We start from the raw sequence: 25,274 nt of genomic DNA on the forward strand, positions 1-25,274 counted from the left end.
GCGCGGGCCTGTTAGAGCTTACATGACCGCCTCGCAGACCGCCAATCAGCTCAGGCGAACACCTCGTCCAGGAAGCAGACCAGCGCCCGCCAGCTCCGCGCGTCGGCCAGCGGACGGTAGCGGTCGCCTCCCGGGATGGTGAACGCGTGCGGCGCTCCCGAGTACGTCGTGAGCTGCCAGTCGACGTGCGGCGCGGCGCGCAGCTCGTCCTGGAACGCGGCGACCGCCGTGTCGGGGACGACCGGGTCCGCGCCCCCGTTCAGCACCAGGAGGGAGGCCGCGATCGCCGCCGCGTCGGACGGGTCGTGGGCGATCAGGCCGCCGTGGAACGACACCACCCCCCGCGCGGGCGCCCCCGTGCGGGCGAATTCCAGGGCGGCCGTCCCACCGAAGCAGTAGCCGATGACCGCGAGCCGGGCCGGGTCGACGGCGGGGTGCTGCTGCAGCCAGCTGAAGCCGGCCGCGACGCGCGAGCGCAGCAGCGGGAGGTCCCGGTAGTACTGTCCAGCGACCGCAGACGCCTCCTCGCCGCTGGGCCGCACGTCGGCGCCGTACAGGTCGGCGGCGAACGCGACGTAGCCGCGGCGGGCCAGCATCTGCGCGCGCATCCGCACGTTGTCGCCGACTCCGTGCCAGTCGTGGAGGATCAGCACAGCCGGGCGGCGATCGTCGGCCTGCACGTCCCTGGCGAGGTAGCCCTCCAAAGGGAGTCCCTCGTGCTCGTACGGAACGGCCTCCGCGTCGATCACGGAGTGCTCGCCGATCGGGACCTGCTCGAGCAGGGCCTCGTGGGCAGGCGAGAGGGCGGGCGACGGAGTGTCGGTCGGCACGGGTGCGGCTCCAGCTTCGGGTGCGCGACGCGGGCGACGGTCGTCGCACGCGGCCTGGCCTGCTGTGGCTGGATCGCGGAGTGCGCGCGGGCCCGAACGGTGCGGGTCGGGTCCCAACTCGTTCACGATACCTCTCCTGACGGGGAGGCGCGACGGACGTACGATGGGCGCATGTCCACGGAGTTCAGCAACGAGACGGACGCGAACCGCTACGCCATGCGGATCGACGGCGAGCTCGTCGGCGTCCTCGACTACAGCGTGCTCGGCGCGTCCATCTCGCTGACCAGGGCGTTCACGGTCCCCGCCCACCGCGGCCACGGCTACGCGGCCGACCTGGTCGCCTACGCGGTCGACGACATCGAGCGCACCTCCGACCGGAGGATCGTGCCGATGTGCTGGTACGTGGCGGAATGGTTCGACGCGCACCCCGAGCGCGCGGGCCTGCTGCAGCGCCGCGCCGGCTGACGGCGATGGGAGGCCAAGCGGAGCGCGGCGTGGAACGCATGGCGGCGCGCGTGGTCCGCTTCGGCGACCCGTCCGCGATGGGGCTCGCCCGCGAGACGCTGCGCCCGCCGCGCGGCAACGACGTCCTCGTCCGCGTCACCCACGCGGCGCTCGGCTCGACGGACGTGCTGGCCCGGCGCGGCGGCTACGCGCTCCAGCCGATCCCGGGTTTCGTCCCCGGCTACGACTTCGTCGGCGTGCTGGAGACGGAGTCCGCGGTGTCGGCGGCGCTCGGCCTCCGCGCCGGCACGCGCGTCGCGGGGGTACTCCCGCGGATGGGCGCCCACGCGACCCGGCTCGTGGTGTCGCCGACGTTCCTGGTCGCCGTCCCCGACGCGTTGACATCGGAGGCTGCCGCCGTCCTCCCGCTCAACGGCGTGACCGCCGCGCTCGCCCTCCGCTACGCCGGGCCCGCGCGAAGTGTCCTCATCCAGGGCATCACCGGCGCTGTCGGGTCGCTCGTCGCCCAACTCGCGCTGCGCGACGGGCGCACGGTGCTCGGGACGGGGACGACTCCACCGCCCGGCCTGTCCGCGCCGGACGTGACCCTCGTCGACTACCGCGACCCCCGCTGGCCCGCGGCGGTCCGCGAGCAGACCGGAGGCGGGGTGGAGGCCGCGATCGACCACACCGGTTCGCCGCTGGTCCGCGAGGCGGTCGCCCCGTCCGGTGTCGTCGTCCGCACGGCGTTCGCGGGACGCGCGGGCCACGAGCGTGACGATGCGGTGCGCGGGTCGGCGACGGCCGTGCTGCGGCGGTACGGTCACCCGCGGGAAGTCGTGTGCTCTGTGCCGTTCTGGGTGCTGCGGAAGCGGCCCGAGTACCGGCGGATGCTGACCGGGCTGCTGGCGGATGTGGTGGAGGGGCGGCTGCGGGTGTTCGAGCCGGAGGTGATCCCGTTCGACGCGGTGTGGGCGGCGCACCGGGCGGCGGATGCGCGGGTCGTGGGGCGGACGGTTGTGTTGGGGATGTGAATTGCCGTCTAGTGTGGGATTGACTTGAAAGTCAAGATGACACTAGACCTGCCAACGAGTTCGGAAAGGGATGGTGGCGCTGATGAGCACATTCACGGTCACCGCCGAACGCACCGCTAAGTGGTGGGTTCTCCAGGCGGTTGAGGCGCCTGGGGCGATCAGTCAGGTCGCGCGACTCGACCAAGTCGAGCAGATCAAGGAGGCCTTGGCGTTCGTCACCGGGGAGTCGGAAGAAGACATCGTGATCGACGTGCGCCTTTCCCTTCCTGCCGCCGCGGAGGTGGCGCATCGACTGGCGGTGGAACGCCGAGCGGAGGCGGCGCAGGCCAATCGTGAGGCCGCGTACTACGCCCGGCTCACCGCGCGCGAGCTCGCATCGAGTGGTCTCAGTGTCCGTGACATCGGCACGATCCTGGGCGTCTCGTACCAGCGCGCGCACCAGTTGGTGACGGCGGAACTCGATCCGCCGGAGACGCTTTCTGTTCCGCAGCAGCCTGGCGCCGACTCCGCGCTGGCCTGATCCCCCGGCCGTATGGGAGCGGACATCCCCACTCCCACACGACATTCGGGTAAGACCCCGGCGCGTTCGAGACGCCCCCTAATTGCGTGCGCAGCGCCGGTGACTCCTCCAGAGTAACCGCGGAATAGACCGTACAGTTGACCCTGTTTCGGCGCGGCGGACCCGGCCGCGGGAGCGCCCGCAGGACGGGACTGCCCCGCGCACCGACCCGCTGGCTATCATGTGCGCCATGAGCACCAAGAGCAGGCAGGCGCCGCATCAGGAGGAGACGCTGCACCTCGGTGCCCATCGTGGGATGTGGGGTGCGTTCGCCGGGCTGATCACGGCGGTCCTGATCGCCTACCCGTTGTCGGCGAGCGTCGCCTTCGCCACGCATCCGGCGACGCAGAAGCTGTTCGGGGAGCGGCTGGCGTCCGCGTCGCAGGCCGGCTTCCAGGCGTTCTGGTGGATCATCGCGATCGGCTGCCTGGCGCTGCCCTTCATCGTCGGGTTCGGGATCGCGCGGATGTCGGGGCGGACGCTCGTCATCATCGGCGGCGTGGTCGTCGTGTTCCTCATCCTCGTGCTCGTGATGGGGCAGTTGTTCCTGTTCTGAGCCGGGAGTCCCGCCGCCGAGCTCAGAGGTCGACTTCGCCCAGGTCCTCCGCGTTGAGGTCGTCCGGTGAGCCCATGACGGCGGGCACGCACTCCGAGAACGCGTAGCGCAGCAGCACAGGCCATTCGCTCGCGTCGACCAGGTCGAAGACGTCGACCACCGCCGCGCCTCCGATGTGGGAGGGCACGCGCAGCTCGAACGGAGGCTCGCTCGTGCGCTCGAACTCGATCTCGTACGCGATGTCGCCGCGCTCGAGGACCGCCAGCACGATGTCCATGCCTCCCGTCCTACTCGTTTCGGCGCGACGGCAGAACCCCTGCGGGCCAAGAGGTGGCCGGCCTACAGGTCGAGCAAGCCCCGCCGGAACCCCTCCGCAACGGCCGCAGCCCGGTCGCCGACCCCGAGCTTCGCATAGATGCTGAGCAGGTGCGTCTTCACCGTCGCCTCGCTGAGGTGCAGGCGCTCCCCGGCGACGCGGTTCGTCGCGCCGTCGGCGACCAGGGCCAGCACCTCCAGTTCGCGCGGCGACAGCAGGTTCGCCTCCGGCGTCCGCACCCGGCCGACCAGCCGGGATGCGACGGACGGCGCGAGCACCGCGTCGCCGACCGCCGCGGCGCGGATCGCACGCAGCAGGTCCTCCCGCGGCGCGTCCTTGAGCAGGTAACCGGTCGCGCCGGCCTCGATCGCGGGCAGCACGTCCGAGTCGGCGTCGAAGGTCGTGAGGACCACCACCCGGCTCGGCAGCCCGAGCTGGGTCAGCTCGCGGATCGCAGCGACGCCGTCCATGCCGCGCATCCGCAGGTCCATGAGCACCACGTCCGGGAGGAGCACCCGGGCGAGCCGCACCGCTTCGGCTCCGTCTGACGCCTCGCCCACGACCTCCACTCCCGGGTCGGAGGCCACCATGCCGACGATGCCGTCGCGGACGACGGGATGGTCGTCGACGACCAGCAACCGCACGGGCGCGCTCACGCGGGCACCTCTGCGCGGATCGCCGTGCCGTGCCCCGGCCGCGACTCCACCACGAGGCCGCCCGCCACGGACTCGATGCGCTCGCGCATGGCGAGGAGGCCATACCCGCCGTCCTCCGCCCGGTCGGGGCCGACCGTGCGCGTGGCCGGGTCGAAGCCGCGGCCGTCGTCGCGGACCTCCAGCCGGGTTCCTCTGCCGTCTGTACGGAGCGTCAGCCGCACGCGGTGCGCCCCGGCGTGCCGCTCGACGTTGGCGAGGGCCTCCTGCGCGGTCCGCAGCAGCGCGACCTCCACGTCGGTGGACAGGCCGCTCGCGTCGCCGCTCGTCGCGACTTCTGCCGGGATGCCGGTGCGCTCGGACCAGGTGTGCGCGAGCTGCCCGATCGCCTCCGGCAGCCGCATCGTGTCGAGTGCCGCGGGTCGGAGCGCACGGACCGAACGGCGTGCCTCGGCGAGGCCGTCGCGGGCGAGCGCGAGGGCGGCGTCCGTGTGACGGGTGCGGCCGGCATCGTCCGGCGCCTGCTCCGCCGCTTGGAGCTGGGTCACGATGCCCGCGAAGCCCTGGGCGAGCGTGTCGTGGATCTCGCGCGCGAGCCGCGACCGCTCGACCTCCGTCGCGGTCAGGTTCACCTGGCGCTCTGCGAGCCGCAGCGACCAGGACAACCCGCACATGGCGACGACGTTGAGCAGCAGGATCCCGGTCATCCCCACGATCCCGGCGAGGTCGAATTGCAGGGTGGAGCTCTGTGCGAGCCCCGCGACGACGGCGGTCGCGCCGACCGCGAGCAGCTCCCACGGCCACGGCACGATCGAGTACGCGAAGGTGAAGGTGGCGATCGTCAGGAACCCGAACCAGCTCTCCTGGAGCACGAGCGCCAGGTTGAGCGCGATGAGCCCGGTCATGAACACGGCGACGACGAGCGGCCGCTCACGGACCCGGGACGGCAGCCGCCGCATGACGATGATCCACACTGCCGTCACCGCGGAGAGGACGAGCGTGGGCACGAGTGCCGCCCAGTCGCCCCACCGCACCCCGAGCGTGAAGGCGACGAGAACCGCCAGCACGACGTACGGCGTGACCGTGAGGACAGTCCTCCAGCGCGAATCGATCACGTTCAGACCCTACGCGTTCGCCGCTTTCGCGGGGAACAGCGCTCGCGTCCGCGGCAGGTTGACGATGATGGCGACCGGCAGGACGAGCGCGCCGCAGACGGCCTGCTCGAGTCGCACCCAGTCCGGCAGGAAGCCGGGGATGGACACGATGACGACGATCGCGGCCAGCACGATCGGCGAGATGATCCGCAGCCGCAGCAGTGCGCTGCGGGAGCCGCGGGCGGCGGAGACTGCGAAGAGGAGCAGCAGCACGGCGCTCGCGAGGACGAACGAGCCGCGGATCCAGATGGCGATGTCAGCGCCGATGCCGACGGCGGCGAGAACCGCGAGGAAGCCCAGCAGGGCGGCACTGAGCGCGACGAAGCAGCCCAGGAGGACGAGCACCGGGCGGAGGGCCGCGCGGCGGGCCGTGTCGAGCGCGGCGGCGGGGGAGGTGGTGGTCTCGGTCATGGATCCAGCCTCGCTGCGAGGCGCCTGGCGCCGGATCGACCGAACGGCTGGACACGGTCATCGAACGGTTGATCGCGACAAGGTACAAAAAGTACGCAATGCATATAATTGCAAATGTGTACGCAGAAATCGAGTAAGATGTGGGCATGGCCCTTCTCGATGCTTCGATCAGCGCGCGCGACCTCCGCCAGGATCTCGCGGCCGTCGTCGGTCGCGCCGAGTACGGTCACGAGCGGCTGGGGATCACCCGTCACGGCAAGCTCGCCGCCGTCATGATCAGCGTCGAAGACCTCGAACTGCTCGAGCAGCTCGAACTGGAGCGCGACCGGCGTGAGCTGCGCGCCGCCAAGCGCGCCGACACCGGCGAGCGCATCTCCCTCAACGACCTCCGGGCCGAGTTCGACGGGTGACGTACACCGTCGAGTTCACCGCAGCCTCGGCTCGGGAGCTCCGCAAGCTCGACCCCACGGCACGAAACCGCGTGCTCTCGGCCGTCGCACGACTGGAGACCGACCCGCGGCCCGGCGGAGCGCGCCGGCTCGTCGGTTTCCCCGACGCCTGGCGGCTGCGCGTGGGCGACTATCGAGTCCTCTACGAGGTCGTCAACGACACGGTCCTGGTGACCGTCTTCCGCGTCGGGCATCGCCGCAGCGTCTACGCGCACTGATCGCCCGGACGCCCCTGTTGCCTCCGCCCTCCCCGGGGTGTTAATGGGTGCGACACCCTCACCGACAGGAGGAGCCAGGCATGTCTTCGATCGTGGTTCAGTCGTTCGTCACCCTCGACGGCGTCGTCCAGGGGCCGGGCGGTCCCGAGGAGGACACGGAGGGGGGTTTCCAGCACGGCGGCTGGCAGTTCGACTACGACGACGACGGCACCGTCGTGGAGTGGGAGAAGAGAACAGAGGCGCTGCTGCTCGGCCGGAGGACGTACGAGCTCTTCGCGGGCTCGTGGGGTGTCTGGCCGGAGGACGCCGAGGGGTTCCAGGGCGAGCTCACCCGGCGGTACAACCGCATCCCCAAATACGTCGCCTCGCGCTCGCTGACGGAGGTCGGCTGGACGAACTCCTACCTGCTCGGCCCGGACGTGGTGGGCGCCGTGGAGCGGCTGCGCGGCGAGCCGGGCGTGGAGCCGGACGGCGAGATCCGGGTGTGGGGCAGCACGGAGCTGATCCGCACGCTCGCCGAGCACGACCAGATCGACGAGTACCGGCTGCTGGTGCACCCGCTCGTCCTCGGCGTCGGAAAGAAGCTGTTCGGCGACGGCTTCCCTTACACCCGCTTCGCGCTCGTGGAGTCGCGCTCGACGGCCTCCGGCATCGTGATCAACGTGTACCGTCGCGCGGCGGAGGGTTGAACGACCCCCCTCACAGCGCGTCGAGCGTCGCCGTCATCCGACGGAACACATGGGACCGCCAGCCGCCGTTCATGATCTGGAACGCGCGCACCTGGGCCGGATCGTCGAGGTCGAAGCCGGACTGGGTGAGCAGGAGGCGCGTGCCGTCGCCCTCCGGGACCAGTTCCCAGGTGACGACCGTCTCGAGCGCAGTGCCTGGGCTGGCCCACGACATCCGCAGGCGTCGGCCGGGGTCGACCTCCAGCACCTCGCAGTCCACGACGCCGGAGAAGCCGGTCTGCGGCACCGGATCGGTGGTGAACGCGAACCGCGTGCCGGCGACGGGCGCGAACCCGTTGTGGGGCATGAGCCAGTCGGCGAGGAGGTCGGGCTCGCTCAGCACCCGCCAGACGGTCGTGGGCGGGTGGGGGAGGAACTCGTCGAACTCGAAGGTGGTGAGGTCGGTCATGGCTTTCCGCTTTCGTCAGGGGTCGGTTCGGCGGCCCCGTCCGCCAGCGCGTCGAGCGTCGCGTGCAGGCGGCGCATCCTGCCGCGCCAGAACCGCTCATGCGGCGCCAGCCAGTCGCGCAGCTCCGTCCAGGGCTCGGCCGTCAGCGCGTAGAACACCTGCCGCCCCGCGGTCCGCTCGGCCACCAGGCCGGCGTCCCGCAGCGCCCGCAGATGTTCGGACACCGACGGCCGGCTCATGGCGAACCGGGCGGCGATGTCGCCCGCGCTGAGCTCGCCGTCGAGGAGGAGGTCGAGGATGTCGCGCCGGGTGGGGTTCGCGAGCGCGCCGAAGAGGCGGTCGGCCGCCGAGTCCTTCGCGCGGGGCGGCATGTCAGCCCTGCTGGAGGAGCACGAACCCGTTTCCGTCGGGGTCCGCGAACTGGGACTGCACGCCCCAGCCGACGGTCTCCGGCTCGGTGACCTCCACCGAGGCGGCGCGGAGGGCGGCGACCACGCCGGCGATGTCGTCGGTGTGCAGCACGATGCCGTGCTGCCAGCCCGGGCCGGCCTGACCCGGGAAGGGAAGGTGCAGGGTGAAGTCGACGCCGCTGCCCTCCGGGGCGACCGAGAGCCAGCGGGCGCCGCCGTACGCGACGTCGGCGCGCACCTCGAAGCCGAGCACGTCGCGGTAGAAGGCCAGCGAGCGCTCCTGGTCGGCGACGGGGATGGTGACGGTCTGGATGCGGATGGTGGGAATGGCGGAGGTCATGCGACGAGTATAGGTAGGAAAAAACCTACATATCAACCACGGCCCCGATCCGCCCGCGGCAGCGGCCCTAAGCTGACCGCATGGCCGGTGGAGCTCAGGACGACCGCAGTGTTGCGGAACGCGTCTTCGCGATCGCCGACGCCTTCGAACGCGGCGACGAGCTGACCCTGAGCGAAATCGCCCGACGCGCAGGCCTCCCGGTCTCGACCACGCACCGGCTCCTCGCCGAGTGGGTCTCGTGGGGCGGCCTGGTCCGCGGGGAGGACGGCCGCTACCGCGTAGGCATCAAGCTCTGGCGGCTCGGGGTCAGGCAGCCGACCGCGCGCCGCCTCAGGCAGGCCGCGCGGCCCTACCTCGATGACCTCCTCGAAGCCACGGGTGAGCATGTGCACCTCGCAGTGCGCGACGGGCTGGGTGCGGTCTACCTGGAGCGGTTGTCGGGCCCGGGCGCCGTGCGCGTCATCAGCGACGTCGGGTCGCGGCTCCCGCTGCACGCCACCGGCGTCGGGCTGGTGCTGTTGGCATACGCGCCGGAGGGCACGCTCGCGGAGGTGCTCGCCGACCACCCGCGCAAGTTCCAGCCCAACACGCTGACCGGCGAGACGGAGCTGCGCGCGCGCCTGGCGGGCATCCGCGCGACCGGGGTCTCGCATTCGGTCGAGGAGCTCACGCAGGGCGCATTCTCCGTCGCCGCGCCGGTGCGGGACGCCACGGGCGAGGTGGTGGCCGCGGTCTCGATCATCGCCCACGCCGAACGGGAGGCCGAGCCGCAGTTCACGCTCGGCGTCCGGATGGCCGCGCGCGGCATCTCCGGGGTCCTCGGGCTCGACTACGAGCAGCCGCAGGGGTGATCCTCGGGAGGAAACTCTTCCGCTGAGTGGAAACTGCCATCGGGTGGCCGCCGGATTCGCGCAGGATGGGACGACCTTCCCATCGAAGCGAAAGGCGGAACACATGCGCACCCAGGTCGCCATCATCGGGGCCGGGCCCGCCGGACTCCTGCTCGGGCACATCCTCCGGCGAGCGGGGGTCGATTTCGTCATCCTCGAGCAGAAGAGCCGGGAGTACGTGCTCGGCCGGGTGCGCGCCGGCGTCCTGGAGCAGGGCTCCGTCGACGTGCTGCGCGACCTCGGCCTCGACGCCGACCTCGCCGCGCGCGGGCTGACGCACCACGGCATCTACCTGCAGTACGAGGGCGAGCGTCACCACCTCGACTTCGTCGACCTCATCGGCCGCACCGTCACCGTATACGGCCAGCAGGCGCTGGTGCGACACCTGCTCGCCGAGCACGACCGCCTCGGCTCCAACGTCCGGTTCGAGGTGGAGGGCGTCGCGCCGCATGCCGTCGACACGGACGCGCCGTACGTCACCATCGGCGGCACGGACGGCGACGCCGAGCGCATCGACTGCGACATCGTCGTCGGCGCCGACGGGTACCACGGCGTCTGCCGCCCGGCCATCCCGGGCATCCAGGCCCTCGAGCGCAGCTACCCCTACGCCTGGCTCGGCATCCTCGCCGACGTCGCCCCCTCCACCGACGACCTCATCTACGCGCTGCACCCCGACGGCTTCGCGATGCACTCGATGCGCTCGCTGGAGGTCTCCCGGCTCTACCTCCAGGTCGATCCGGGCGAGTCGGTCGACGACTGGTCGGACGAGCGGATCTGGGAGGCGCTGCAGACCCGCCTCGGCGTCCCCGGCTGGACGCTGAGCGAGGGGACGATCACCGAGAAGTCGATCACGCCGATGCGCAGCTTCGTGGCCTCCACGCTGGAGCACGGACGGCTGTTCCTCGCCGGCGACGCCGGTCACATCGTCCCGCCGACCGGCGCGAAGGGCCTCAACTCGGCCATCGCCGACGTCGCCCTGCTCGGCCGCTCGCTCGCCGCGCACTTCGGCGGCGACGACGCCCTCCTGAAGCGCTACAGCGGCGCCGCCCTCGCCCGGCAGTGGAAGGTGCAGCAGTTCTCCCAGTGGATGACGGAGATGCTGCACGTCCACCGGGAGGTCCCCGACGAGGCGGCCCGCGCCTTCCGTTACCGCAGCCAGCTCGGTCAGCTGGATTACACCACCGGATCGCGTCACGCGCAGGCGGCCCTCGCCGAGCAGTACGCGGGACTCCCCTTCTGAGGCATGCCATGAATGACGAGCAGAACCAGATCAACGCGGAGATCGCCGCCGCGCACGCGGCTGCGGCGGCCGCCGGGCCACTACCCCCTCATCCGCTGCGCGACTTCGGGCCGTACCGCAGCTCCCGGCTGCGTCACCCCACCCACGAGCTGGTGCGCGCCGACCCGGAGGAGATCGAGCTCGTTTCGCCGGCGTTCGGGCATACCGACGTCGCGGCGGAGGAGAGCGACCTCACCATCCAGCACAGTGGAGAGCCGCTCGGCGAGCGCATCATCGTGACCGGTCGCGTGCTCGACGGCGAGGGCCGGCCGGTGCGCAACCAACTCGTGGAGGTCTGGCAGGCCAACTCCTCCGGCCGCTACGTCCACAAGCGCGATCAGCATCCCGCGCCGCTCGACCCCAACTTCACCGGGGTGGGTCGCGCGATCACGGGCGAGGACGGCTCGTACCGGTTCGTCACCATCAAGCCGGGCCCCTATCCGTGGCGGAACCACCGCAACGCGTGGCGGCCGGCGCACATCCACTTCTCGCTGTTCGGGTCGGCGTTCACGCAGCGGCTCGTGACGCAGATGTACTTCCCGAGCGACCCGCTGTTCGCGCTCGACCCGATCTATCAGTCGATCGCCGACCCGGCCGCGCGCCAACGGCTGATCGCCACGTACGATCACGACGTGAGCGAGCCGGAATGGGCGCTCGGCTACCGATGGGACATCGTCCTCACCGGCGGTAAGGCGACCTGGATGGAGCCGGAGGAGGGCGAGCATGCCTGAGACGAACGAGCAGTACCTGCAGACCCCGTCGCAGACGGTCGGGCCGTTCTTCGGCTACGCGCTGCCGTACGAGGGCGGCCCGGAGGTCGCACCTCCGTGGCAGGACGGCGCGATCCGCCTGCACGGCACCGTCTTCGACGGCGACGGTGTGCCGGTCCCCGACGCGATCCTCGAGGTCTGGGGCGCCGACGCCGACGGAGCGCCGATCTCCCGGCAGGGCAGCCTCCACCGCGACGCGCACACCGTCACCGGCTTCGGGCGCGCCGCCGTCGACCGGGCCGGCCACTACTCCTTCACGACGGTCCGTCCGGGCGCGACCGCGCCGGGCCGTGCCCCGTACCTGCTGGTGACCGTGTTCGCGCGCGGTCTGCTGCACCACCTCTTCACGCGCGCCTACCTCGAAGACGGCGACCCGTTCCTGGCCACCGTGCCGGAGGAGCGGCGGAGCACGCTGCTCGCCACCCCGGACGGCGAGGGCAGCTACCGCTTCGACATCCGCCTCCAGGGCGAGGGCGAGACCGTCTTCCTCGATTTCGTGGGGGACGGGCGTGGCTGAACCCTTCGACTGGGGTCTCCTCGAGCCGGCCGGTGCAGTGGGTGTTCCGGCCGACGACGATCGTGTGCTGGCCGCCATGATCGAAGTCGAGGAGGCCCTGGCCGGAGCCTGGGATGAGCTCGACGGCTCGGCTGCCAGGCCTGGATACGAACCGCTCGCATTCGATGCCGCCGCGATCGACCGCGGGCGGCTGGTGGCGGGCGCGCGGGAGGCTGGAGTGCCCGTCATCGCGCTGATCGAGCAGCTCCGCGCGCAGGCGGGAGCGCACGCGGGACGGGTGCATCGTGGCGCGACCAGTCAGGACATCGTGGACTCGGCGCTCGTGCTTGTGTCCCTGCAGTCCCTGTCGCGTGCGCGGGCCGCCCTGGCGGTCGCAGCCGCGGAGCTCGCGGCCCGGGCCGTCGGCTCGCGCGCGACGCCGCTGCTGGCGCGCACCCTGACGCAGCAGGCCGAGCCGACGACGCTCGGTGCCTCCCTGGCCTCCTGGCTGGACGCCGTGGTGTCGGCGCAGGATGTCCTCGACCGGCTCGACTATCCCGTCCAGCTCGGCGGTGCCGTGGGCACGGGAGCGGCGTTCGCGCGGCTCGCGGGCCGCGCGGACGCCCCGCAGTCCCTCCGTGCCGGCGTCGCCGCCCGCCTCGGGCTGAGCGACCCTGGCCGGGCCTGGCACACCGACCGCGGGCCGGTGCTGGCGATCGCCGACGCAGCGGCCCGGGTCGCCGCGGTGGCCGGCCGGATCGGCCGCGACCTCGGTCTGGCGGCGCGCGACGGCGTGCTCCTGCCCGCCACCGGGGGCGGCTCGTCCGCGATGCCGCACAAGCAGAACCCGGTCGACGCCGTGCTGCTCACCGCGAACGGCCACCGCGCCCCCGGCCTCCTCGCCACCATCCACACCGCCGCGCTCAGCTACGACGCGCGGCCGGCGGGGGAGTGGCACGCCGAATGGCAGGCCTGGCGCGGGCTGCTGCGCATCGCGGTCGAGAGCGCGGAGATGCTCGCGCACGCGGTCGCCGACCTGGTGGTGGCGGACGGCGCGACGAGTGCCTCCGCCGTCAAGGCCGCCGCCGCCGACCTGGCCTCCGCGGGCGCCGTCGTCGACGCCGCCGTCGCCCGCTACCGAGCACATGCCGAACCCGATCGAGAGGCGGACTCATGACCATCCCGCGACTGCGCGGCTCGATGACCGCGGCCTCCCCGTCCGCCGCTGCGCCGCGCCTCCTGGTGCTGCTGCCGTCCCTCGGCACGACAACCGAGCTGTGGGACGGCGTCGTCGCGCGGCTGGCCGCCGCCCCGGACTCCCCGCGAATCCTGCGCGTCGACCTCCCCGGTCACGGCGCGTCGCCCGCCGCGCGCGAGCCCTTCACGATCTCCGAGCTCGCGGCAGCGGTGCTGGCTCTCGTGGATGACGTCGGCGGCGGCGCCTTCGACATCGCCGGCGACTCGCTCGGCGGAGCGGTCGCCCTGGAGGTGGCGCTCGCCGCGCCGGAGCGCGCGCGCAGCCTGGCGATGTTCTGCTCCGGCGCGCGCATCGGCACGACGGAGGGCTGGGCCGACCGCGCCGCGCAGGTGCGCGCCTCCGGCACGGCGTCCGTGGTGGCGGGGAGTGCGCAGCGTTGGTTCGCGCCCGGATACCTGGCCGCGCATCCCGACGGCCCCGGCGGCCACGCGCTGAAGAGACTGCTCGACGTCGACGACGAGTCGTACGCGCTGTGCTGCGAGGCGCTCGGAGCGTTCGACCGCCGCGACGCCCTCCCGAGCCTGAACGTGCCGTCGCTGCTCGTCGCCGGCGCGCACGACCAGGTGACCACCGCTGCTCTGATGGCGGAGGACGCCGCGGCGCTCCCCGGCGCGCGCTTCGTGGAATTGGCGCACGCTGCCCACCTCGTCCCGTTGGAGGACCCGGCCGAGACCGCCGCGCTCCTGACGGCGCTGTTCGCGGGCCGCGAGGTCGACGTCGTCGCGGCCTTCGAGCGCGGCATGGCCGTCCGGCGGGCGGTGCTCGGCGACGCCCATGTCGACCGCGCGACCGCGGCGATCACCGCGGAGACCGCGGACTTCCAGGACTTCATCACCCGCTACGCGTGGGGCGAGGTCTGGGCCCGGCCGCAGCTCACCCGTCCGGAGCGGTCGATCGCGACCCTCGCGAGCCTGGTCACCGGCGGCCACGAGAACGAGCTGCGTATGCATGTGCGCGCCGCCCTGCGCAACGGTCTGACCCGCGCGCAGATCGCTGAGGTCATCCACCACACGGCGCTGTACGCGGGGCTGCCCGCCGCCAACGGGGCGCTCGCGATCATGCGTGAAGTGTTCACGGAGGAGACAGATGGATAAGACGTACGAGTCGGCGGCTGAGGCCGTGGCCGACATCCCGGACGGCGCCTCGCTCGCGGTCGGCGGGTTCGGCCTGTCCGGCGTGCCGATCGTGACGATCCGCGCGCTGCTCGCCCGCGGGGTCGGCGGCCTGGAGGTCGTGTCGAATAACTGCGGCGTGGACGGGTGGGGCCTGGGCGAGCTGCTGGCCGCCGGCCGGATCCGCCGGGTGATCGCGAGCTACATCGGCGAGAACAAGGAGTTCGCCCGCCAGTACCTCGGCGGCGAGGTGGAGGTCGAGCTCACCCCGCAGGGCACGCTGGCCGAGCGGCTGCGCGCCGGCGGCGTCGGCATCCCGGCCTTCTACACGGCGACCGGCGCCGGCACCGCGGTCTCAGACGGCGGCATGCCGATCCGCTACGCCGCCGACGGCTCGGTGGCGGAGGAGAGCGCGCCGAAGGAGCTGCGCCCGTTCGACGTGTTCGGCCGCGCCCGCGAGTACGTCCTGGAGACCGCCATCCGCACCGACTTCGGGCTCGTACGCGCGGCGGTCGGCGACCGGCACGGCAACCTGCGTTTCGAGAAGTCGACCCGCAACTTCAACCCGCTGGCGGGCATGGCCGGCCGCATCACCATCGCCGAGGTGGACGAGCTGGTCGAGCCGGGCGTGCTCGGCCCCGACGACATCCACCTGCCCGGCATCTACGTGGACCGCGTGATCGCGCTGACCCCCGAGCAGTCGGCGGACCTGCCGATCGAGAAGGTCACCGTGCGCGCCCGACCGGAAGGGAACTGAGATGCCCCGCACCCGCGACGAGATGGCCGCCCGCGCCGCCCTCGAACTGGAGGACGGCTCGTACGTGAACCTGGGCATCGGCCTGCCGACGCTCATCCCGAATCACCTCCCGGAGGGGGTGCACGTCGTGCTGCATTCCGAGAACGGCATATTGGGCGTCGGGCCCTACCCGTGGGAGGGCGAGCAGGACCCGAAGCTGATCAACGCGGGCAAGGAGACGGTCACCGTCCTGCCCGGCGCGAGCTACTTCGACTCGGCCGCGAGCTTCGGGATGATCCGCGGCGGCCGGATCAGCACCGCCGTCCTCGGGGCCATGCAGGTCTCGGCCTCCGGCGACATCGCCAACTGGGCCGTTCCGGGCAAGATGGTGAAAGGGATGGGTGGCGCGATGGACCTCGTCAACGGCGCCGAGCGCGTCATCGTGGTCATGGAGCACGTCGCCAAGGACGGCTCGGCCAAGCTGGTCGAGCAGTGCACCCTCCCGCTGACCGGCCGCGCCTGCGTCGACCGGATCATCACCGACCTCGCCGTGATCGACGTGACCGACGACGGCCTGGTGCTGCAGGAGGTGGCGCCGGGCGTGACCGTCGACGACGTGGTGGCCGCCACGGGCGCACCGCTGACCATCCCGGCCGCGGTGACGGCGGGGACGGAGGCCGCGCATGCCTGAGCTGCGCGAGGTCGTCGTCTGCTCGCCGCTGCGCACGCCGGTCGGCCGGATGGGCGGCGCGCTGGCCCCGGTCTCCGCGCTTTCGCTCGCCGAGACCGTGCTGCGCGCCCTCCTCGAACGCACCGGGCTCGACCCGGCCGCGGTGGAGGGTGTGATCGGCTCGCAGGGCTACCCCACGATGGAGGCGCCGGCCTTCGGTCGCGTCGCCGCGCTCAACGCGGGCTTCCCAGTCACGACGACGGGCTACCAGCTCGACCGGCGGTGCGGCTCCGGCCTCCAGGCCGTGATCAACGCGGCGATGGAGGTGCAGACCGGCGCCAGCGACGTGCTGGTCGCGCTCGGCGCCGAGTCGATGTCGAACGCACCTCTTTATACGGAGCAGGGTCGCCGCGGCCTCCCGCCCGGCGGTCTGATGCTGCACGACGCGCTGGCGCGCGGCCGCGAGACGGTCGGCGGAAGGAACTTCCCGACGCCGGAGGGCAACGTCGGCTCGGCGGAGACGCTGCGCCGCGAGTACGGCATCCCGCGCGAAGCGCAGGACGCGCTGGCGCTGCGCTCGCACCAGCGCGCGGTCGCCGCGCAGGAGTCCGGCGCGTTCGCCGCCGAGCTGGTCCCCGTGACCGTGCCGGGACGCAAGGGCGACGTCGTGGTCGACCGCGACGAGCATCCCCGCGCCGACACGACGCTGGAGGCGCTGGCCGGCCTCCGCCCGATCCTCGGTCGTAGCGACCCCGCCGCGACCGTCACCGCCGGCAACTCCAGCGGTCAGAACGACGCGGCGGCCGCTGCGATCGTCACGACGCCCGAGCGCGCCGCCGCGCTGGGGCTGGTGCCGGTGCTGCGGCTGCGGTCGTGGGCGGTCGCGGGCAACGACCCTGCGGTGTTCGGCGTCGCGCCCGTCCCTGCCGCGAACAAGGCACTCGACCGCGCCGGCGTCACCTGGGGCGACATCGACCTGATCGAGCTGAACGAGGCGTTCGCGGTCCAGGTGCTCGCGTGCCTGGCCGACTGGGGGATCGACGCGGAGGACCCGCGGCTCAACCCGCGCGGCAGCGGCATCTCCATCGGGCATCCCATCGGCGCCACCGGCCTCCGGATGCTGGCGACGCTCGCCCACGAGCTCCCGGCTCTCGACGGCACGCTCGCGGTCGAGACCATGTGCATCGGTGGAGGCCAGGGCCTCGCCGCCGTCTTCGAGCGCGTCTGACCCCTGTCGAAGGGCACGTAAACGCCCCTAAAAGTGCGTTTTAGGGGCGTTTACGTGCCCTTCGGCGCCAGGGTGGTGCCCCTCGACGGGGGCGGTGTGTGCGCGGGGGTCAGCGCGTAGGGTGAGGTGGGCGTGCCGGACGGATTCCGGGAGCGCCCAGGGGAGGTGCGATGACGCAGGACGATGCGGTCGCGGTGGCGATCCGTGGTCTGCACAAGCGGTTCGGGGCGAAGGTGGCGGTCGACGGGATCGACCTCGACGTGCCCTCCGGCAGCTTCTACGGGCTGGTCGGCCCGAACGGCGCGGGCAAGACCACGACGCTCAACATGGTCACCGGCCTGCTGCGGCCCGACGCCGGCCAGGTGCTCATCCACGGCGCCGACATGTGGCGCGACCCGCTGGCCGGCAAGGCCCTTGTCGGGGTGCTCTCCGACGGCGTCCGGCTGTTCGACCGGCTCACCGGCGAGCAGCTCGTCGAGTACGCGGGCCTGCTGAGCGGCATGGACCGGCCGACCGCGATCGAGCGCACCCACGACCTCCTGAACCTCCTCGACCTCGCGTCAGCCGGCGGGACCCTCGTGGTCGACTACTCGGCCGGTATGACGAAGAAGATCGCACTGGCCGCTGCGATGGTGCACGCACCGCGCGTGCTCGTGCTGGACGAGCCGTTCGAATCCGTCGACCCGGTCTCCGCGGCGAACATCCGCGACATCCTGCACGGCTACGTCCAGAGCGGCGGCACCGTCATCGTCTCGTCGCACGTCATGGACCTGGTGGAGCGGATGTGCGACCACGTCGCCGTCATCAACGACGGCCGTGTGCTCGTCGCCGGCACCGTGGACGAGGTGCGCGCGGGCTCCACACTGGAGGACCGCTTCGTGGAGCTGGTCGGCGGTCGCCGCGTCGGGGAGGGGCCGGAGTGGTTGCGACACTCGTAAGGCTGCGCCTGCTCGTCCTCCGCAACTCGTTCCGCCGCAGCACCTCGCAGCTCGTCGCGGTCATCCTGGGCGGCGTCTACGCGCTCATCGCGCTCGTCATCATCCTCGGCGGCCTGGTGCTGCTGGGCTTCGCGCCGATCGGGCTGGCGCGCACGGTCGTCGTCATCGGCGGTTCGGCCGCCGTGCTCGGCTGGGCGGTCTTCCCGCTGCTGCTGTCCGGCATCGAGCAGACCCTCGACCCGGCAAAGCTCGCCGTCTACCCGATCCCGCTGCGCCCGCTCATGCTCGGGATGCTGCTGAGTGCGGTCGTCGGAGTCGCGGGGGCGGCGACCACGCTCGCGTCGCTCGCGACCTCGCTGAGCTGGCTCCGGCTCCCCGGCGTCGCGGTGGTCGCCCTCGTGACGGGCGCGCTGGGGGCCGCGACCTGCGTCGTCGTGTCGCGGGCCGTCACCTCCGTGTCGAGCGGGCTGTCCGGCGGCCGGCGCTTCCGGGAGGCCAGCGGGCTGCTCATCCTCATCCCGCTCATCCTCGCCGGGCCGATCGTGATCGGCATCACGCGCGGCCTCCGCTCGTCCTCCGACGCGCTGCCCGCCATCGCGGACGGGCTGTCCTGGTCGCCGCTCGGCGCCGTCTGGGCGGTGCCGTCGCAGCTCGCGCTTGGCGACCCGCTCGGTGCGCTGGCGCGGTTCCTGATCGCGGTCGCGACGTTCGTCGTGCTGTGGCTGGTGTGGCGCTGGGGGCTCGCCCGGTCGCTGACGACCCCGGCGCGCGCGTCGTCGCGGGTCAGGGCCCAGGGCAAGCTCGGCTGGTTCGGCATCCTGCCCGGCACGCAGTCCGGGGCGATCGCGGCCCGCTGTCTGACGTACTGGTTCCGCGACCCGCGCTACCTGCGGCAGCTCCTCGTGATCCCGCTGATGCCTGTGCTGTTCTGGTTCTACTCGAGCCTCAACCACTCGTCGGCGCTGCCGTTGATCGGGGCTCCTGTCGTGGCGTTCTCGCTCGGCATCGGGATGATCGCCGACGTCTCGTACGACTCGACCGCGTTCGCCCTGCACGTCGCGAAGGCCGTGCCTGGCCGCGCGGACCGCTGGGGCCGGGCGTCGGCGCTGCTCTCGTTCGCCGTGCCGGCGATCGTGCTCATCGCGGTCTTCGGCGCGGCCGTGGGCGGCGATTGGCACATCCTCCCCGGCCTGATCGGCCTCTCGCTCGGGATCCTGCTCACCGGGGCGGCGGTGTGCGCCGTGACCTCGGCGCGGCTGGTGTTCCCCGTGCCCGAGCCGGGCGACAACCCGTTCCGGTCGCGGCCGGGCGCCAACATCTCGCTGCTCGGCCCGACCTTCGCCGCGTGGGGCGTGATCGCGGTGCTGTGCCTGCCCGAGATCGTCCTGTTCATCGTCGGCCTGGTGACCGGCGACGCGCTCTGGCTGTGGGCGGCGCTCGTCGTCGGCGTGGCACTGGGCGGCGTGCTGGTGGGCGTCGGGGTGCGGATCGGCGGCAACATCCTCGACGCCAAGGCGCCGGAGCTGCTGCTGCAGTTGCGGAAGGACGCCTGATCGTGGCCGGGCTCACCGTCGAGCGGGTCGTCCAGGCGCCTCCCGAGCAGGTCTGGCGCTCGATCGCCGACCCGGTCGAGCTCTCCGCGTGGTTCTGGCCGCCGCGGCTGCAGCCGCAGGCGCGCATCGACGCGACGCCGGGAGGCGCCTTGCGCATCCGCTCGGACGTCGCCGACCTCGGGATCACCGGCACGGTGACCGCGGCCGAGGAAGGCCGGCTGCTGGCCACGACCTGGCGCTGGGACGGCGAGGACGACGAGACGGCCGTCACGATCGAACTCGCTCCCGAGGCGGACGGCACCCGCGTCACCGTCCGCCACGAGGGCTTCGCCACCGAGCACGCCGTCCAGGAGCACATCACCGGATGGAACGACTGCCTCGACCGGCTGGTGGCGACGGCCTGAGCCCGGCCCCTAAGCTGGCCGCATGGGCAGCATCGCAGTGCACGAGTTCGTTTCCCTCGACGGCGTCTTCGAAGACCCGAGCTGGACGGCAGAGTACGGGCTCGACTCCGAGATGGGCGACGACCTCGCGCGCATCACGGGCGCGTCGGAGCGCATCCTCCTCGGGCGCCGCACGTTCGAGATGTTCGCACCGGCCTGGTCGGCGCGCACGTCCTCCGACGACCCGGGAGCGCCCTTCTTCAACGACACCGAGAAGCTCGTCGTCAGTTCGACGCTCGATGACGCAGCCGCGGAGGCGACCTGGGCGAACTCGCGTTCGCTCGGCGGCTACGACGCCGACCGGGTGCGGGAGGCCAAGGACAGCGTGAGCGGCAGCCTCTACATCAGCGGCAGCGGCTCGCTCGTGCGTGCCCTCATCGCCGACGGACTGGTCGACGCCCTCCATCTCTTCGTCTACCCGGTCATCCGCGGCACGGGCGCGCGGCTGTTCCCGGAGGGCACGCCCGAGGCGAAGCTACGGCTGCGGCAGTACGACGCCTACGCCAACGGTGTCCTCCACCTCCTCTACTCGCCGGCCTGATCTCCACAGATCTCGAATGCGGTCACGAGCTGACCGCTGTGCCGGATAGCGTCATATCCGACGGTGGACAGCGTCTCCTCACGGGGGCGGATGTCACCGGTCCGCGCTAGCGTTAGTGCTGTACGGGGTCTTCGCACAGCGCCCGTGCCGGCGGGGGCCGGCGGCAGTGTGCGCCCGACATCACTCCACCAGAGCAGAACCAGGAATCACCGTGACTCTTCTTCGTTTGGCGATGCGGTTCATCCGCCCGTACTGGGGCTCGGTCGCGGCCGTGGTCGGGCTGCAGCTCATCGCGACCATCGCCGCCCTCTACCTGCCCACGCTCAACGCCGACATCATCGACAAGGGCGTCGTCAAGGGCGACACGAACTTCATCTGGTCGACCGGCGGCACGATGCTCATCGTCTGCTTCGTGCAGGTCGCCGCGGCCATCACGGCGACGTACTTCGGCGCCCGCTCGTCGATGTCGCTGGGGCGCGACATCCGCCGCTCCTTCTACCGCAAGGTCGACTCGCTCCCGGCGCTCGACCTCGCGCGCTGGGGCATGCCGACCCTCATCACGCGCAACACCAACGACGTCCAGCAGGTGCAGATGCTCGTGCTGATGACGCTCAACTTCATGGTGTCGACGCCGATCATGTGCGTCGCGGGCATCGTCCTCGCCGTGCGGGTGGACGCCGGGCTCTCCTGGCTCGTCTGGGTGTCCGTCGCCGTGCTGTTCGTCGTGGTCGGCATCCTGGTCTGGCTGCTGCTGCCGATGTTCCGCGTGATGCAGGAGCGCATCGACGGCGTCAACGGTGTCATCCGCGAGCAGATCGTCGGCATCCGCGTCATCCGCGCGTTCGTCCGCGAGAAGTTCGAGACCGCGCGCTACGACGACGCGAACGCCGCGCTCACCCGCATCTCGGTCAAGGTCGGCAACGTCTTCGTGCTGATGTTCCCGCTCATCATGCTCATCCTGAACGCCGCGACCGTCGCCGTGCTCTGGTTCGGCGGCCACCGCGTCGGCGCCGGGGATATCCAGGTCGGGGCGCTCACGGCGTTCCTGCAGTACCTGCTGCAGATCCTGGTCGCGGTCATGATGGGCGTCTTCATGGCCATGATGATCCCGCGCGCGATGGTCTGCGCCGAGCGCATCGACGAGGTGCTGAGCGCGTCGCCGTCCACCGGCGCGGGTGCCGGCGCAGGCCGCGTCCCCGCCGATGGCCGCGTGGAGGTCGCCGGAGTCACCTTCGGGTATCCCGGCGCAGAGAAGCCGGTGCTCAGCGACGTCCGGTTCACCGCAGAGCCCGGGCAGGTGACCGCGATCGTCGGCTCGACCGGATCGGGCAAGTCGACGCTGGTCTCGGTCATCGCCGACCTGTTCACCCCGCAGAGCGGGCAGGTGCGCATCGGCGGCGTCCCTGTCGACTCGCTGAGCCGGGAGCAGCTCTCCGGCGTGCTCGGCCTGGTGCCGCAGAAGCCGTACCTCTTCTCCGGAACGGTCGCCAGCAACCTCCGGTTCGGCCGGCCCGACGCCACGGACGACGAGCTCTGGGAGGCGCTGCGCGTCGCCCAGGCCGAAGACTTCGTGCGCGCCAAGGAGCACGGCCTCGACGAGCGCATCGCCCAGGGCGGCACCAACGTCTCCGGCGGTCAGCGCCAGCGGCTCTGCATCGCCCGAGCGCTGGTGGCGGAGCCAAAGGTCCTGCTGTTCGACGACTCGTTCTCGGCGCTCGACGTCGCGACCGACGCCCGCCTGCGGAGCGCCCTGGCGCAGTCCACTGGCGACGCCACCGTCATCGTGGTGGCGCAGCGCGTCTCCACGATCCGGGAGGCCGATCAGATCATCGTGCTCGACGACGGCAGAGTCGTCGGACGCGGCACCCACGACGAACTGCTGGAGACGAGCGAGACGTATCGCGAGATCGTCGAGTCCCAGCTGAGCCTGGAGGTGGCCTGAGATGGCGCGCCAGAAGAAGAACCGCACCACCTCCGACCGCCGCGCCGGCGCCCCCGAGCAGGACGGCCTCCTCACCGAGGCCGGCGTCGAGACGGCGATCGAGGAGCTCGAGCTCGAGTACGAGTACGAGCCCACCGAGGGCGACGGCGACATGTTCGGCGGCACGCCCGCCAAGAAGGCCGAGCACTTCTGGCCGTCGTTCAAACGCCTGATGGGGCTGCTCAAGTCCGAGTGGCTCGCCATGTCGTTCGTGACCCTGCTGGTCGTCATCTCGGTGGCGCTCATCGTGATCGCGCCGAAGATCCTCGGTAACGCCACGGACGTGATCTTCAAGGGCGCTGTCGGGACGATCACCCCGACCGGCCTGGTGCCCGGTCACGGGATCGACTTCGTCGAGCTCGGCCGGCTGCTCACGATCGTGCTCGCGATGTACATCGCCGCATCGCTGCTGCAGTGGTGGCAGGGTTACCTGCTGAACGCGCTCGTGATGCGGGTGATCTACCGCCTGCGCGCCGAGGTGGAGAGCAAGCTCAACCGGCTCCCGCTCAGCTACTTCGACACCCGGCAGCGCGGCGACCTGATGTCGCGCGTGACCAACGACGTCGACAACATCCAGACGGCGTTGCAGCAGGCGTTCTCGCAGCTCATCCAGTCGGTGCTGACGGTGATCGGCATCGGCATCATGATGTTCATCGTCTCGTGGCAGCTCGCGCTCATCGCGCTCATCTCCATCCCGCTCTCCGGGGTGATCGCGGGTGTTATCGGCACACGGTCGCAGAAGCTGTTCAAGCAGCAGTGGAACTCGACCGGTGCGCTCAACGGGCACATCGAGGAGTCGTACTCGGGGCTCGATCTGGTGCGCGCCTTCGGTCGCGACGCGGTGATGCTCGAGGAGTTCGACCAGCGCAACGACAAGCTGTGGAAGTCGACCGTCGGGGCCCAGTTCGTGTCCGGCATGATCATGCCGGCGATGAACTTCGTCTCCTACCTGTCGTACGTGCTGATCGCGGTCGTCGGCGGCCTTCGCGTCGCCTCCGGTCAGATGACGATCGGCGACGCGACCGCGTTCATCCAGTACTCGCGGGAGTTCTCGCAGCCGATCGGCCAGATCGCGGGCATGGCGAACATGCTCCAGTCCGGTGTCGCCTCGGCCGAGCGCACGTTCGAGTTCCTCGACGCGGAGGAGCAGTCGGCCGATGTCGAGACGCAGCACCTGCCCGAGCGGGCCGACGGCCGCGTCGAGCTCGAGGGCGTGGACTTCTCGTACGAGCCCGAGACCGAGCTGATCCGCGACCTGTCGCTGTCGGTCGCGCCCGGCCACACGGTCGCGATCGTGGGGCCGACAGGAGCAGGCAAGACCACGCTGGTCAACCTCATCATGCGGTTCTACGAGCTGAACGGCGGCACCATCCGCCTCGACGGCATCGACACGACGGATCTGTCCCGCGCCGAGCTGCGCGGTCAGGTCGGCATGGTGCTGCAGGATGCGTGGCTGTTCTCGGGCACGATCCGCGAGAACATCCGCTACGGCCGGCTCGACGCGACGGACGAGGAGGTCGTGGAGGCGGCCAAGGCGACGATGGTCGACCGGTTCGTCCGCCAACTCCCGGACGGGTACGACACGAAGATCGAGGCCGACGGCAGCAACGTGTCCGCCGGCGAGCGCCAGCTGCTCACGATCGCGCGGGCGTTCATCGCGAACCCGTCGCTGCTGATCCTCGACGAGGCCACCTCGTCGGTGGACACCCGCACCGAGCTCCTGGTGCAGCACGCGATGGCCGCGTTGCGGAGCGACCGCACGTCGTTCGTGATCGCGCACCGGCTCTCCACGATCCGCGACGCGCACACCATCCTGGTGATGGAGCACGGCCGCATCGTGGAGCAGGGCGACCATGCGACCCTCCTCGCGAAGAAGGGCGCGTACTACGACCTGTACATGACGCAGTTCCGGGGCGCCGCCGCCGAGCAGGAGACCGAGGCGGACGCGGAGGCAGAAGAGGTCCCGACCGCGTAGCACGCGAGACGCGTACACCGAATCGTTCGAAATGTGAACGAGTTGAGCGGTGCGGGAGCAGGCCGTAGAACATCAGTATGACGATCGACTCCCGTGCCGCGCTCCCGCCCGGCCCCACCTACGACTACGGCGGCCACAGTGTGCAGATCACGCCCGAGCCGGGGTCCGGCACTCGCTGGCGGGTGATGGAGGACGACGGTTACCTGGGGATGATCGCCACGGCCGACCCGGTCAAGGGCGAGCCGGAAGTCCACTTCGCCGTGCACTTCGCGGGCGAGGAGGACATCCCGCCCATCAAGATCACTCCGTTGTGGACGACCGCTGTCGAGTTCCTCATCGACGCGGGCGAGCCGCAGAGTCCGCCGAAGGGCTGACGCGGCGGCCTGAATGGGTGTGCGGGCGGTGTCAGGGTTGAGCGGCCCGCCCGCACCTCACCAGCAAAACACCGGGAGAAATTCCGGTCGACGCGATTGACAACGGCGGACCGCCGTGCACGGACGCGACTGTGATCAGACGCGACTCGGCCCCGGCGCGCTGGCACCGGGGCCGGGGAGGCGGACGTCGCGTGGACGCCGGCTTCTGGTCGTCGCGTCTGCTCTCGCTAGGCGAGGGCGCCGATCGCGAAGCTCACAGCGCCCTGCTCGTCGACCTGGGCGTCGAGCACCTTGTCGTCGAGGGCGACGGCCGCGCCCGGCTCCAGGAACAGCCGTGCCCCGGCGGACTCGACCACCTGGTCGGCGGGCTCCGGCTCGGGAGTGACGGCCGCGGCGAACGCGGTGTTCTGCGGGTTGCTGCTGCTGATGCGCAGCCCGGCGTCGTCCTGCGGCGCCTGCTCCGTGAGGGTCTTGACGATCGTGCTGGCGTTCTCGGTCAGGGTGAGCATGTGCTCTCCT

The 25,274-nt window shown here is 71.5% G+C and carries 32 protein-coding genes; 23 read left to right on the top strand and 9 right to left on the bottom strand.

Annotated features, from left to right (window positions below):
* Nucleotides 1-50: 50 nt before the first annotated feature.
* Nucleotides 51-830 carry a dienelactone hydrolase family protein gene (locus ACFRFH_RS08210; RefSeq protein WP_382462490.1) on the bottom strand — a complete coding sequence of 260 codons (780 nt, stop codon included), beginning with the start codon at nucleotides 828-830 and terminating at the stop codon, nucleotides 51-53.
* Between the two features lie 171 nt (nucleotides 831-1,001).
* Between ACFRFH_RS08210 and ACFRFH_RS08215 the strand changes: the two genes are divergently transcribed.
* The 4 genes from ACFRFH_RS08215 to ACFRFH_RS08230 all read left to right on the top strand — a co-directional run bounded on the left by ACFRFH_RS08215 (nucleotide 1,002) and on the right by ACFRFH_RS08230 (nucleotide 3,423).
* Nucleotides 1,002-1,295 carry a GNAT family N-acetyltransferase gene (locus ACFRFH_RS08215; protein ID WP_382462491.1) on the top strand — a complete coding sequence of 98 codons (294 nt, stop codon included), beginning with the start codon at nucleotides 1,002-1,004 and terminating at the stop codon, nucleotides 1,293-1,295.
* A 38-nt stretch (nucleotides 1,296-1,333) separates the two neighbouring features.
* The gene (locus ACFRFH_RS08220) at nucleotides 1,334-2,308 is read left to right on the top strand and encodes a zinc-binding alcohol dehydrogenase family protein (RefSeq protein ID WP_382462744.1); all 975 of its coding nucleotides are present in this window, start codon (nucleotides 1,334-1,336) and stop codon (nucleotides 2,306-2,308) included.
* An 82-nt stretch (nucleotides 2,309-2,390) separates the two neighbouring features.
* Nucleotides 2,391-2,828 carry a hypothetical protein gene (locus ACFRFH_RS08225; RefSeq protein ID WP_382462492.1) on the top strand — a complete coding sequence of 146 codons (438 nt, stop codon included), beginning with the start codon at nucleotides 2,391-2,393 and terminating at the stop codon, nucleotides 2,826-2,828.
* Nucleotides 2,829-3,057: 229 nt separating this feature from the next.
* Complete coding sequence (locus ACFRFH_RS08230) at nucleotides 3,058-3,423, top strand: hypothetical protein (RefSeq protein WP_382462493.1); 366 nt, start codon at nucleotides 3,058-3,060, stop codon at nucleotides 3,421-3,423.
* 22 nt (nucleotides 3,424-3,445) lie between these two features.
* On the opposite strand, the gene ACFRFH_RS08235 is transcribed toward ACFRFH_RS08230, so the two are convergent.
* The 4 genes from ACFRFH_RS08235 to ACFRFH_RS08250 form a co-directional block, all read right to left on the bottom strand.
* The gene (locus tag ACFRFH_RS08235) at nucleotides 3,446-3,700 is read right to left on the bottom strand and encodes a hypothetical protein (RefSeq protein ID WP_370055887.1); all 255 of its coding nucleotides are present in this window, start codon (nucleotides 3,698-3,700) and stop codon (nucleotides 3,446-3,448) included.
* 62 nt (nucleotides 3,701-3,762) lie between these two features.
* On the bottom strand, nucleotides 3,763-4,395 hold the full coding sequence (locus ACFRFH_RS08240) for a response regulator (protein ID WP_382462494.1): 633 nt from the start codon (nucleotides 4,393-4,395) through the stop codon (nucleotides 3,763-3,765).
* Nucleotides 4,392-5,507: a sensor histidine kinase gene (locus ACFRFH_RS08245; RefSeq protein WP_382462495.1), complete on the bottom strand. Its 1,116-nt coding sequence runs from the start codon at nucleotides 5,505-5,507 to the stop codon at nucleotides 4,392-4,394. Before ACFRFH_RS08245 ends, ACFRFH_RS08240 begins: the two co-directional genes overlap by 4 nt.
* Nucleotides 5,508-5,516: 9 nt before the next feature.
* Complete coding sequence (locus ACFRFH_RS08250; RefSeq protein ID WP_382462496.1) at nucleotides 5,517-5,957, bottom strand: hypothetical protein; 441 nt, start codon at nucleotides 5,955-5,957, stop codon at nucleotides 5,517-5,519.
* A 146-nt stretch (nucleotides 5,958-6,103) separates the two neighbouring features.
* Here ACFRFH_RS08250 and ACFRFH_RS08255 point away from each other — a divergent pair, with 146 nt between their 5' ends.
* From ACFRFH_RS08255 to ACFRFH_RS08265, 3 genes are all read left to right on the top strand, one after another.
* Nucleotides 6,104-6,367: a type II toxin-antitoxin system Phd/YefM family antitoxin gene (locus ACFRFH_RS08255; RefSeq protein ID WP_382462497.1), complete on the top strand. Its 264-nt coding sequence runs from the start codon at nucleotides 6,104-6,106 to the stop codon at nucleotides 6,365-6,367.
* Nucleotides 6,364-6,624 carry a type II toxin-antitoxin system RelE/ParE family toxin gene (locus tag ACFRFH_RS08260; RefSeq protein WP_382462498.1) on the top strand — a complete coding sequence of 87 codons (261 nt, stop codon included), beginning with the start codon at nucleotides 6,364-6,366 and terminating at the stop codon, nucleotides 6,622-6,624. Before ACFRFH_RS08255 ends, ACFRFH_RS08260 begins: the two co-directional genes overlap by 4 nt.
* Before the next feature lie 80 nt (nucleotides 6,625-6,704).
* Complete coding sequence (locus ACFRFH_RS08265; protein ID WP_382462499.1) at nucleotides 6,705-7,313, top strand: dihydrofolate reductase family protein; 609 nt, start codon at nucleotides 6,705-6,707, stop codon at nucleotides 7,311-7,313.
* A gap of 10 nt (nucleotides 7,314-7,323) precedes the next feature.
* Here the strand turns inward: ACFRFH_RS08265 and ACFRFH_RS08270 are convergent, their stop codons facing one another.
* From ACFRFH_RS08270 to ACFRFH_RS08280, 3 genes are read right to left on the bottom strand one after another with little or no spacing between them, the layout of a single operon-like run.
* Entirely contained in the window at nucleotides 7,324-7,761 is a 438-nt protein-coding gene (locus ACFRFH_RS08270) for an SRPBCC domain-containing protein (protein ID WP_382462500.1), read from the bottom strand.
* Nucleotides 7,758-8,132: an ArsR/SmtB family transcription factor gene (locus ACFRFH_RS08275; protein ID WP_382462501.1), complete on the bottom strand. Its 375-nt coding sequence runs from the start codon at nucleotides 8,130-8,132 to the stop codon at nucleotides 7,758-7,760. Before ACFRFH_RS08275 ends, ACFRFH_RS08270 begins: the two co-directional genes overlap by 4 nt.
* A gap of 1 nt (nucleotide 8,133) precedes the next feature.
* Nucleotides 8,134-8,511 (bottom strand): VOC family protein, encoded by a 378-nt coding sequence (locus ACFRFH_RS08280; RefSeq protein WP_382462502.1) that lies wholly within the window; start codon nucleotides 8,509-8,511, stop codon nucleotides 8,134-8,136.
* 80 nt (nucleotides 8,512-8,591) lie between these two features.
* Between ACFRFH_RS08280 and ACFRFH_RS08285 the strand changes: the two genes are divergently transcribed.
* The 16 genes from ACFRFH_RS08285 to ACFRFH_RS08360 all read left to right on the top strand — a co-directional run bounded on the left by ACFRFH_RS08285 (nucleotide 8,592) and on the right by ACFRFH_RS08360 (nucleotide 24,755).
* Entirely contained in the window at nucleotides 8,592-9,362 is a 771-nt protein-coding gene (locus tag ACFRFH_RS08285) for an IclR family transcriptional regulator (protein ID WP_382462503.1), read from the top strand.
* Between the two features lie 103 nt (nucleotides 9,363-9,465).
* A complete protein-coding gene (locus tag ACFRFH_RS08290; protein WP_382462504.1) occupies nucleotides 9,466-10,641 on the top strand; it encodes a 4-hydroxybenzoate 3-monooxygenase in 1,176 nt (391 codons plus the stop codon).
* Between the two features lie 8 nt (nucleotides 10,642-10,649).
* Complete coding sequence (gene pcaH, locus ACFRFH_RS08295; RefSeq protein WP_382462505.1) at nucleotides 10,650-11,411, top strand: protocatechuate 3,4-dioxygenase subunit beta; 762 nt, start codon at nucleotides 10,650-10,652, stop codon at nucleotides 11,409-11,411.
* Nucleotides 11,404-11,967 (top strand): protocatechuate 3,4-dioxygenase subunit alpha, encoded by a 564-nt coding sequence (pcaG, locus tag ACFRFH_RS08300; protein ID WP_382462506.1) that lies wholly within the window; start codon nucleotides 11,404-11,406, stop codon nucleotides 11,965-11,967. Before pcaH ends, pcaG begins: the two co-directional genes overlap by 8 nt.
* On the top strand, nucleotides 11,960-13,123 hold the full coding sequence (locus ACFRFH_RS08305) for a lyase family protein (protein ID WP_382462507.1): 1,164 nt from the start codon (nucleotides 11,960-11,962) through the stop codon (nucleotides 13,121-13,123). Before pcaG ends, ACFRFH_RS08305 begins: the two co-directional genes overlap by 8 nt.
* Entirely contained in the window at nucleotides 13,120-14,298 is a 1,179-nt protein-coding gene (gene pcaC / locus ACFRFH_RS08310) for a 4-carboxymuconolactone decarboxylase (protein ID WP_382462508.1), read from the top strand. Before ACFRFH_RS08305 ends, pcaC begins: the two co-directional genes overlap by 4 nt.
* Entirely contained in the window at nucleotides 14,291-15,073 is a 783-nt protein-coding gene (locus ACFRFH_RS08315; protein ID WP_382462509.1) for a CoA transferase subunit A, read from the top strand. Before pcaC ends, ACFRFH_RS08315 begins: the two co-directional genes overlap by 8 nt.
* Before the next feature lies 1 nt (nucleotide 15,074).
* Nucleotides 15,075-15,743: a CoA transferase subunit B gene (locus tag ACFRFH_RS08320; RefSeq protein ID WP_382462510.1), complete on the top strand. Its 669-nt coding sequence runs from the start codon at nucleotides 15,075-15,077 to the stop codon at nucleotides 15,741-15,743.
* Nucleotides 15,736-16,950 carry an acetyl-CoA C-acetyltransferase gene (locus ACFRFH_RS08325; protein ID WP_382462511.1) on the top strand — a complete coding sequence of 405 codons (1,215 nt, stop codon included), beginning with the start codon at nucleotides 15,736-15,738 and terminating at the stop codon, nucleotides 16,948-16,950. Before ACFRFH_RS08320 ends, ACFRFH_RS08325 begins: the two co-directional genes overlap by 8 nt.
* Before the next feature lie 170 nt (nucleotides 16,951-17,120).
* Entirely contained in the window at nucleotides 17,121-17,888 is a 768-nt protein-coding gene (locus ACFRFH_RS08330) for an ABC transporter ATP-binding protein (RefSeq protein ID WP_382462512.1), read from the top strand.
* Nucleotides 17,870-19,441 carry a transporter gene (locus tag ACFRFH_RS08335; protein ID WP_382462513.1) on the top strand — a complete coding sequence of 524 codons (1,572 nt, stop codon included), beginning with the start codon at nucleotides 17,870-17,872 and terminating at the stop codon, nucleotides 19,439-19,441. Before ACFRFH_RS08330 ends, ACFRFH_RS08335 begins: the two co-directional genes overlap by 19 nt.
* A 2-nt stretch (nucleotides 19,442-19,443) precedes the next feature.
* Nucleotides 19,444-19,845, top strand: a complete 402-nt coding sequence (locus tag ACFRFH_RS08340) for an SRPBCC domain-containing protein (protein WP_382462514.1) — start codon at nucleotides 19,444-19,446, stop codon at nucleotides 19,843-19,845.
* Between the two features lie 22 nt (nucleotides 19,846-19,867).
* A complete protein-coding gene (locus ACFRFH_RS08345) occupies nucleotides 19,868-20,425 on the top strand; it encodes a dihydrofolate reductase family protein (protein WP_382462515.1) in 558 nt (185 codons plus the stop codon).
* A gap of 211 nt (nucleotides 20,426-20,636) precedes the next feature.
* On the top strand, nucleotides 20,637-22,367 hold the full coding sequence (locus ACFRFH_RS08350) for an ABC transporter ATP-binding protein (protein ID WP_382462516.1): 1,731 nt from the start codon (nucleotides 20,637-20,639) through the stop codon (nucleotides 22,365-22,367).
* Between the two features lies 1 nt (nucleotide 22,368).
* Nucleotides 22,369-24,381 (top strand): ABC transporter ATP-binding protein, encoded by a 2,013-nt coding sequence (locus ACFRFH_RS08355; protein ID WP_382462517.1) that lies wholly within the window; start codon nucleotides 22,369-22,371, stop codon nucleotides 24,379-24,381.
* 77 nt (nucleotides 24,382-24,458) lie between these two features.
* Nucleotides 24,459-24,755, top strand: coding sequence for a hypothetical protein (locus ACFRFH_RS08360; RefSeq protein ID WP_382462518.1), 297 nt, complete (start codon nucleotides 24,459-24,461; stop codon nucleotides 24,753-24,755).
* 227 nt (nucleotides 24,756-24,982) lie between these two features.
* On the opposite strand, the gene ACFRFH_RS08365 is transcribed toward ACFRFH_RS08360, so the two are convergent.
* The gene (locus ACFRFH_RS08365; RefSeq protein WP_382462519.1) at nucleotides 24,983-25,264 is read right to left on the bottom strand and encodes a Fe-S cluster assembly protein HesB; all 282 of its coding nucleotides are present in this window, start codon (nucleotides 25,262-25,264) and stop codon (nucleotides 24,983-24,985) included.
* Between the last annotated feature and the right edge of the window lie 10 nt (nucleotides 25,265-25,274).

Origin of the sequence: Leifsonia sp. NPDC056824, from assembly GCF_042789575.1 — a bacterium.
Classification (GTDB): domain Bacteria; phylum Actinomycetota; class Actinomycetes; order Actinomycetales; family Microbacteriaceae; genus Leifsonia.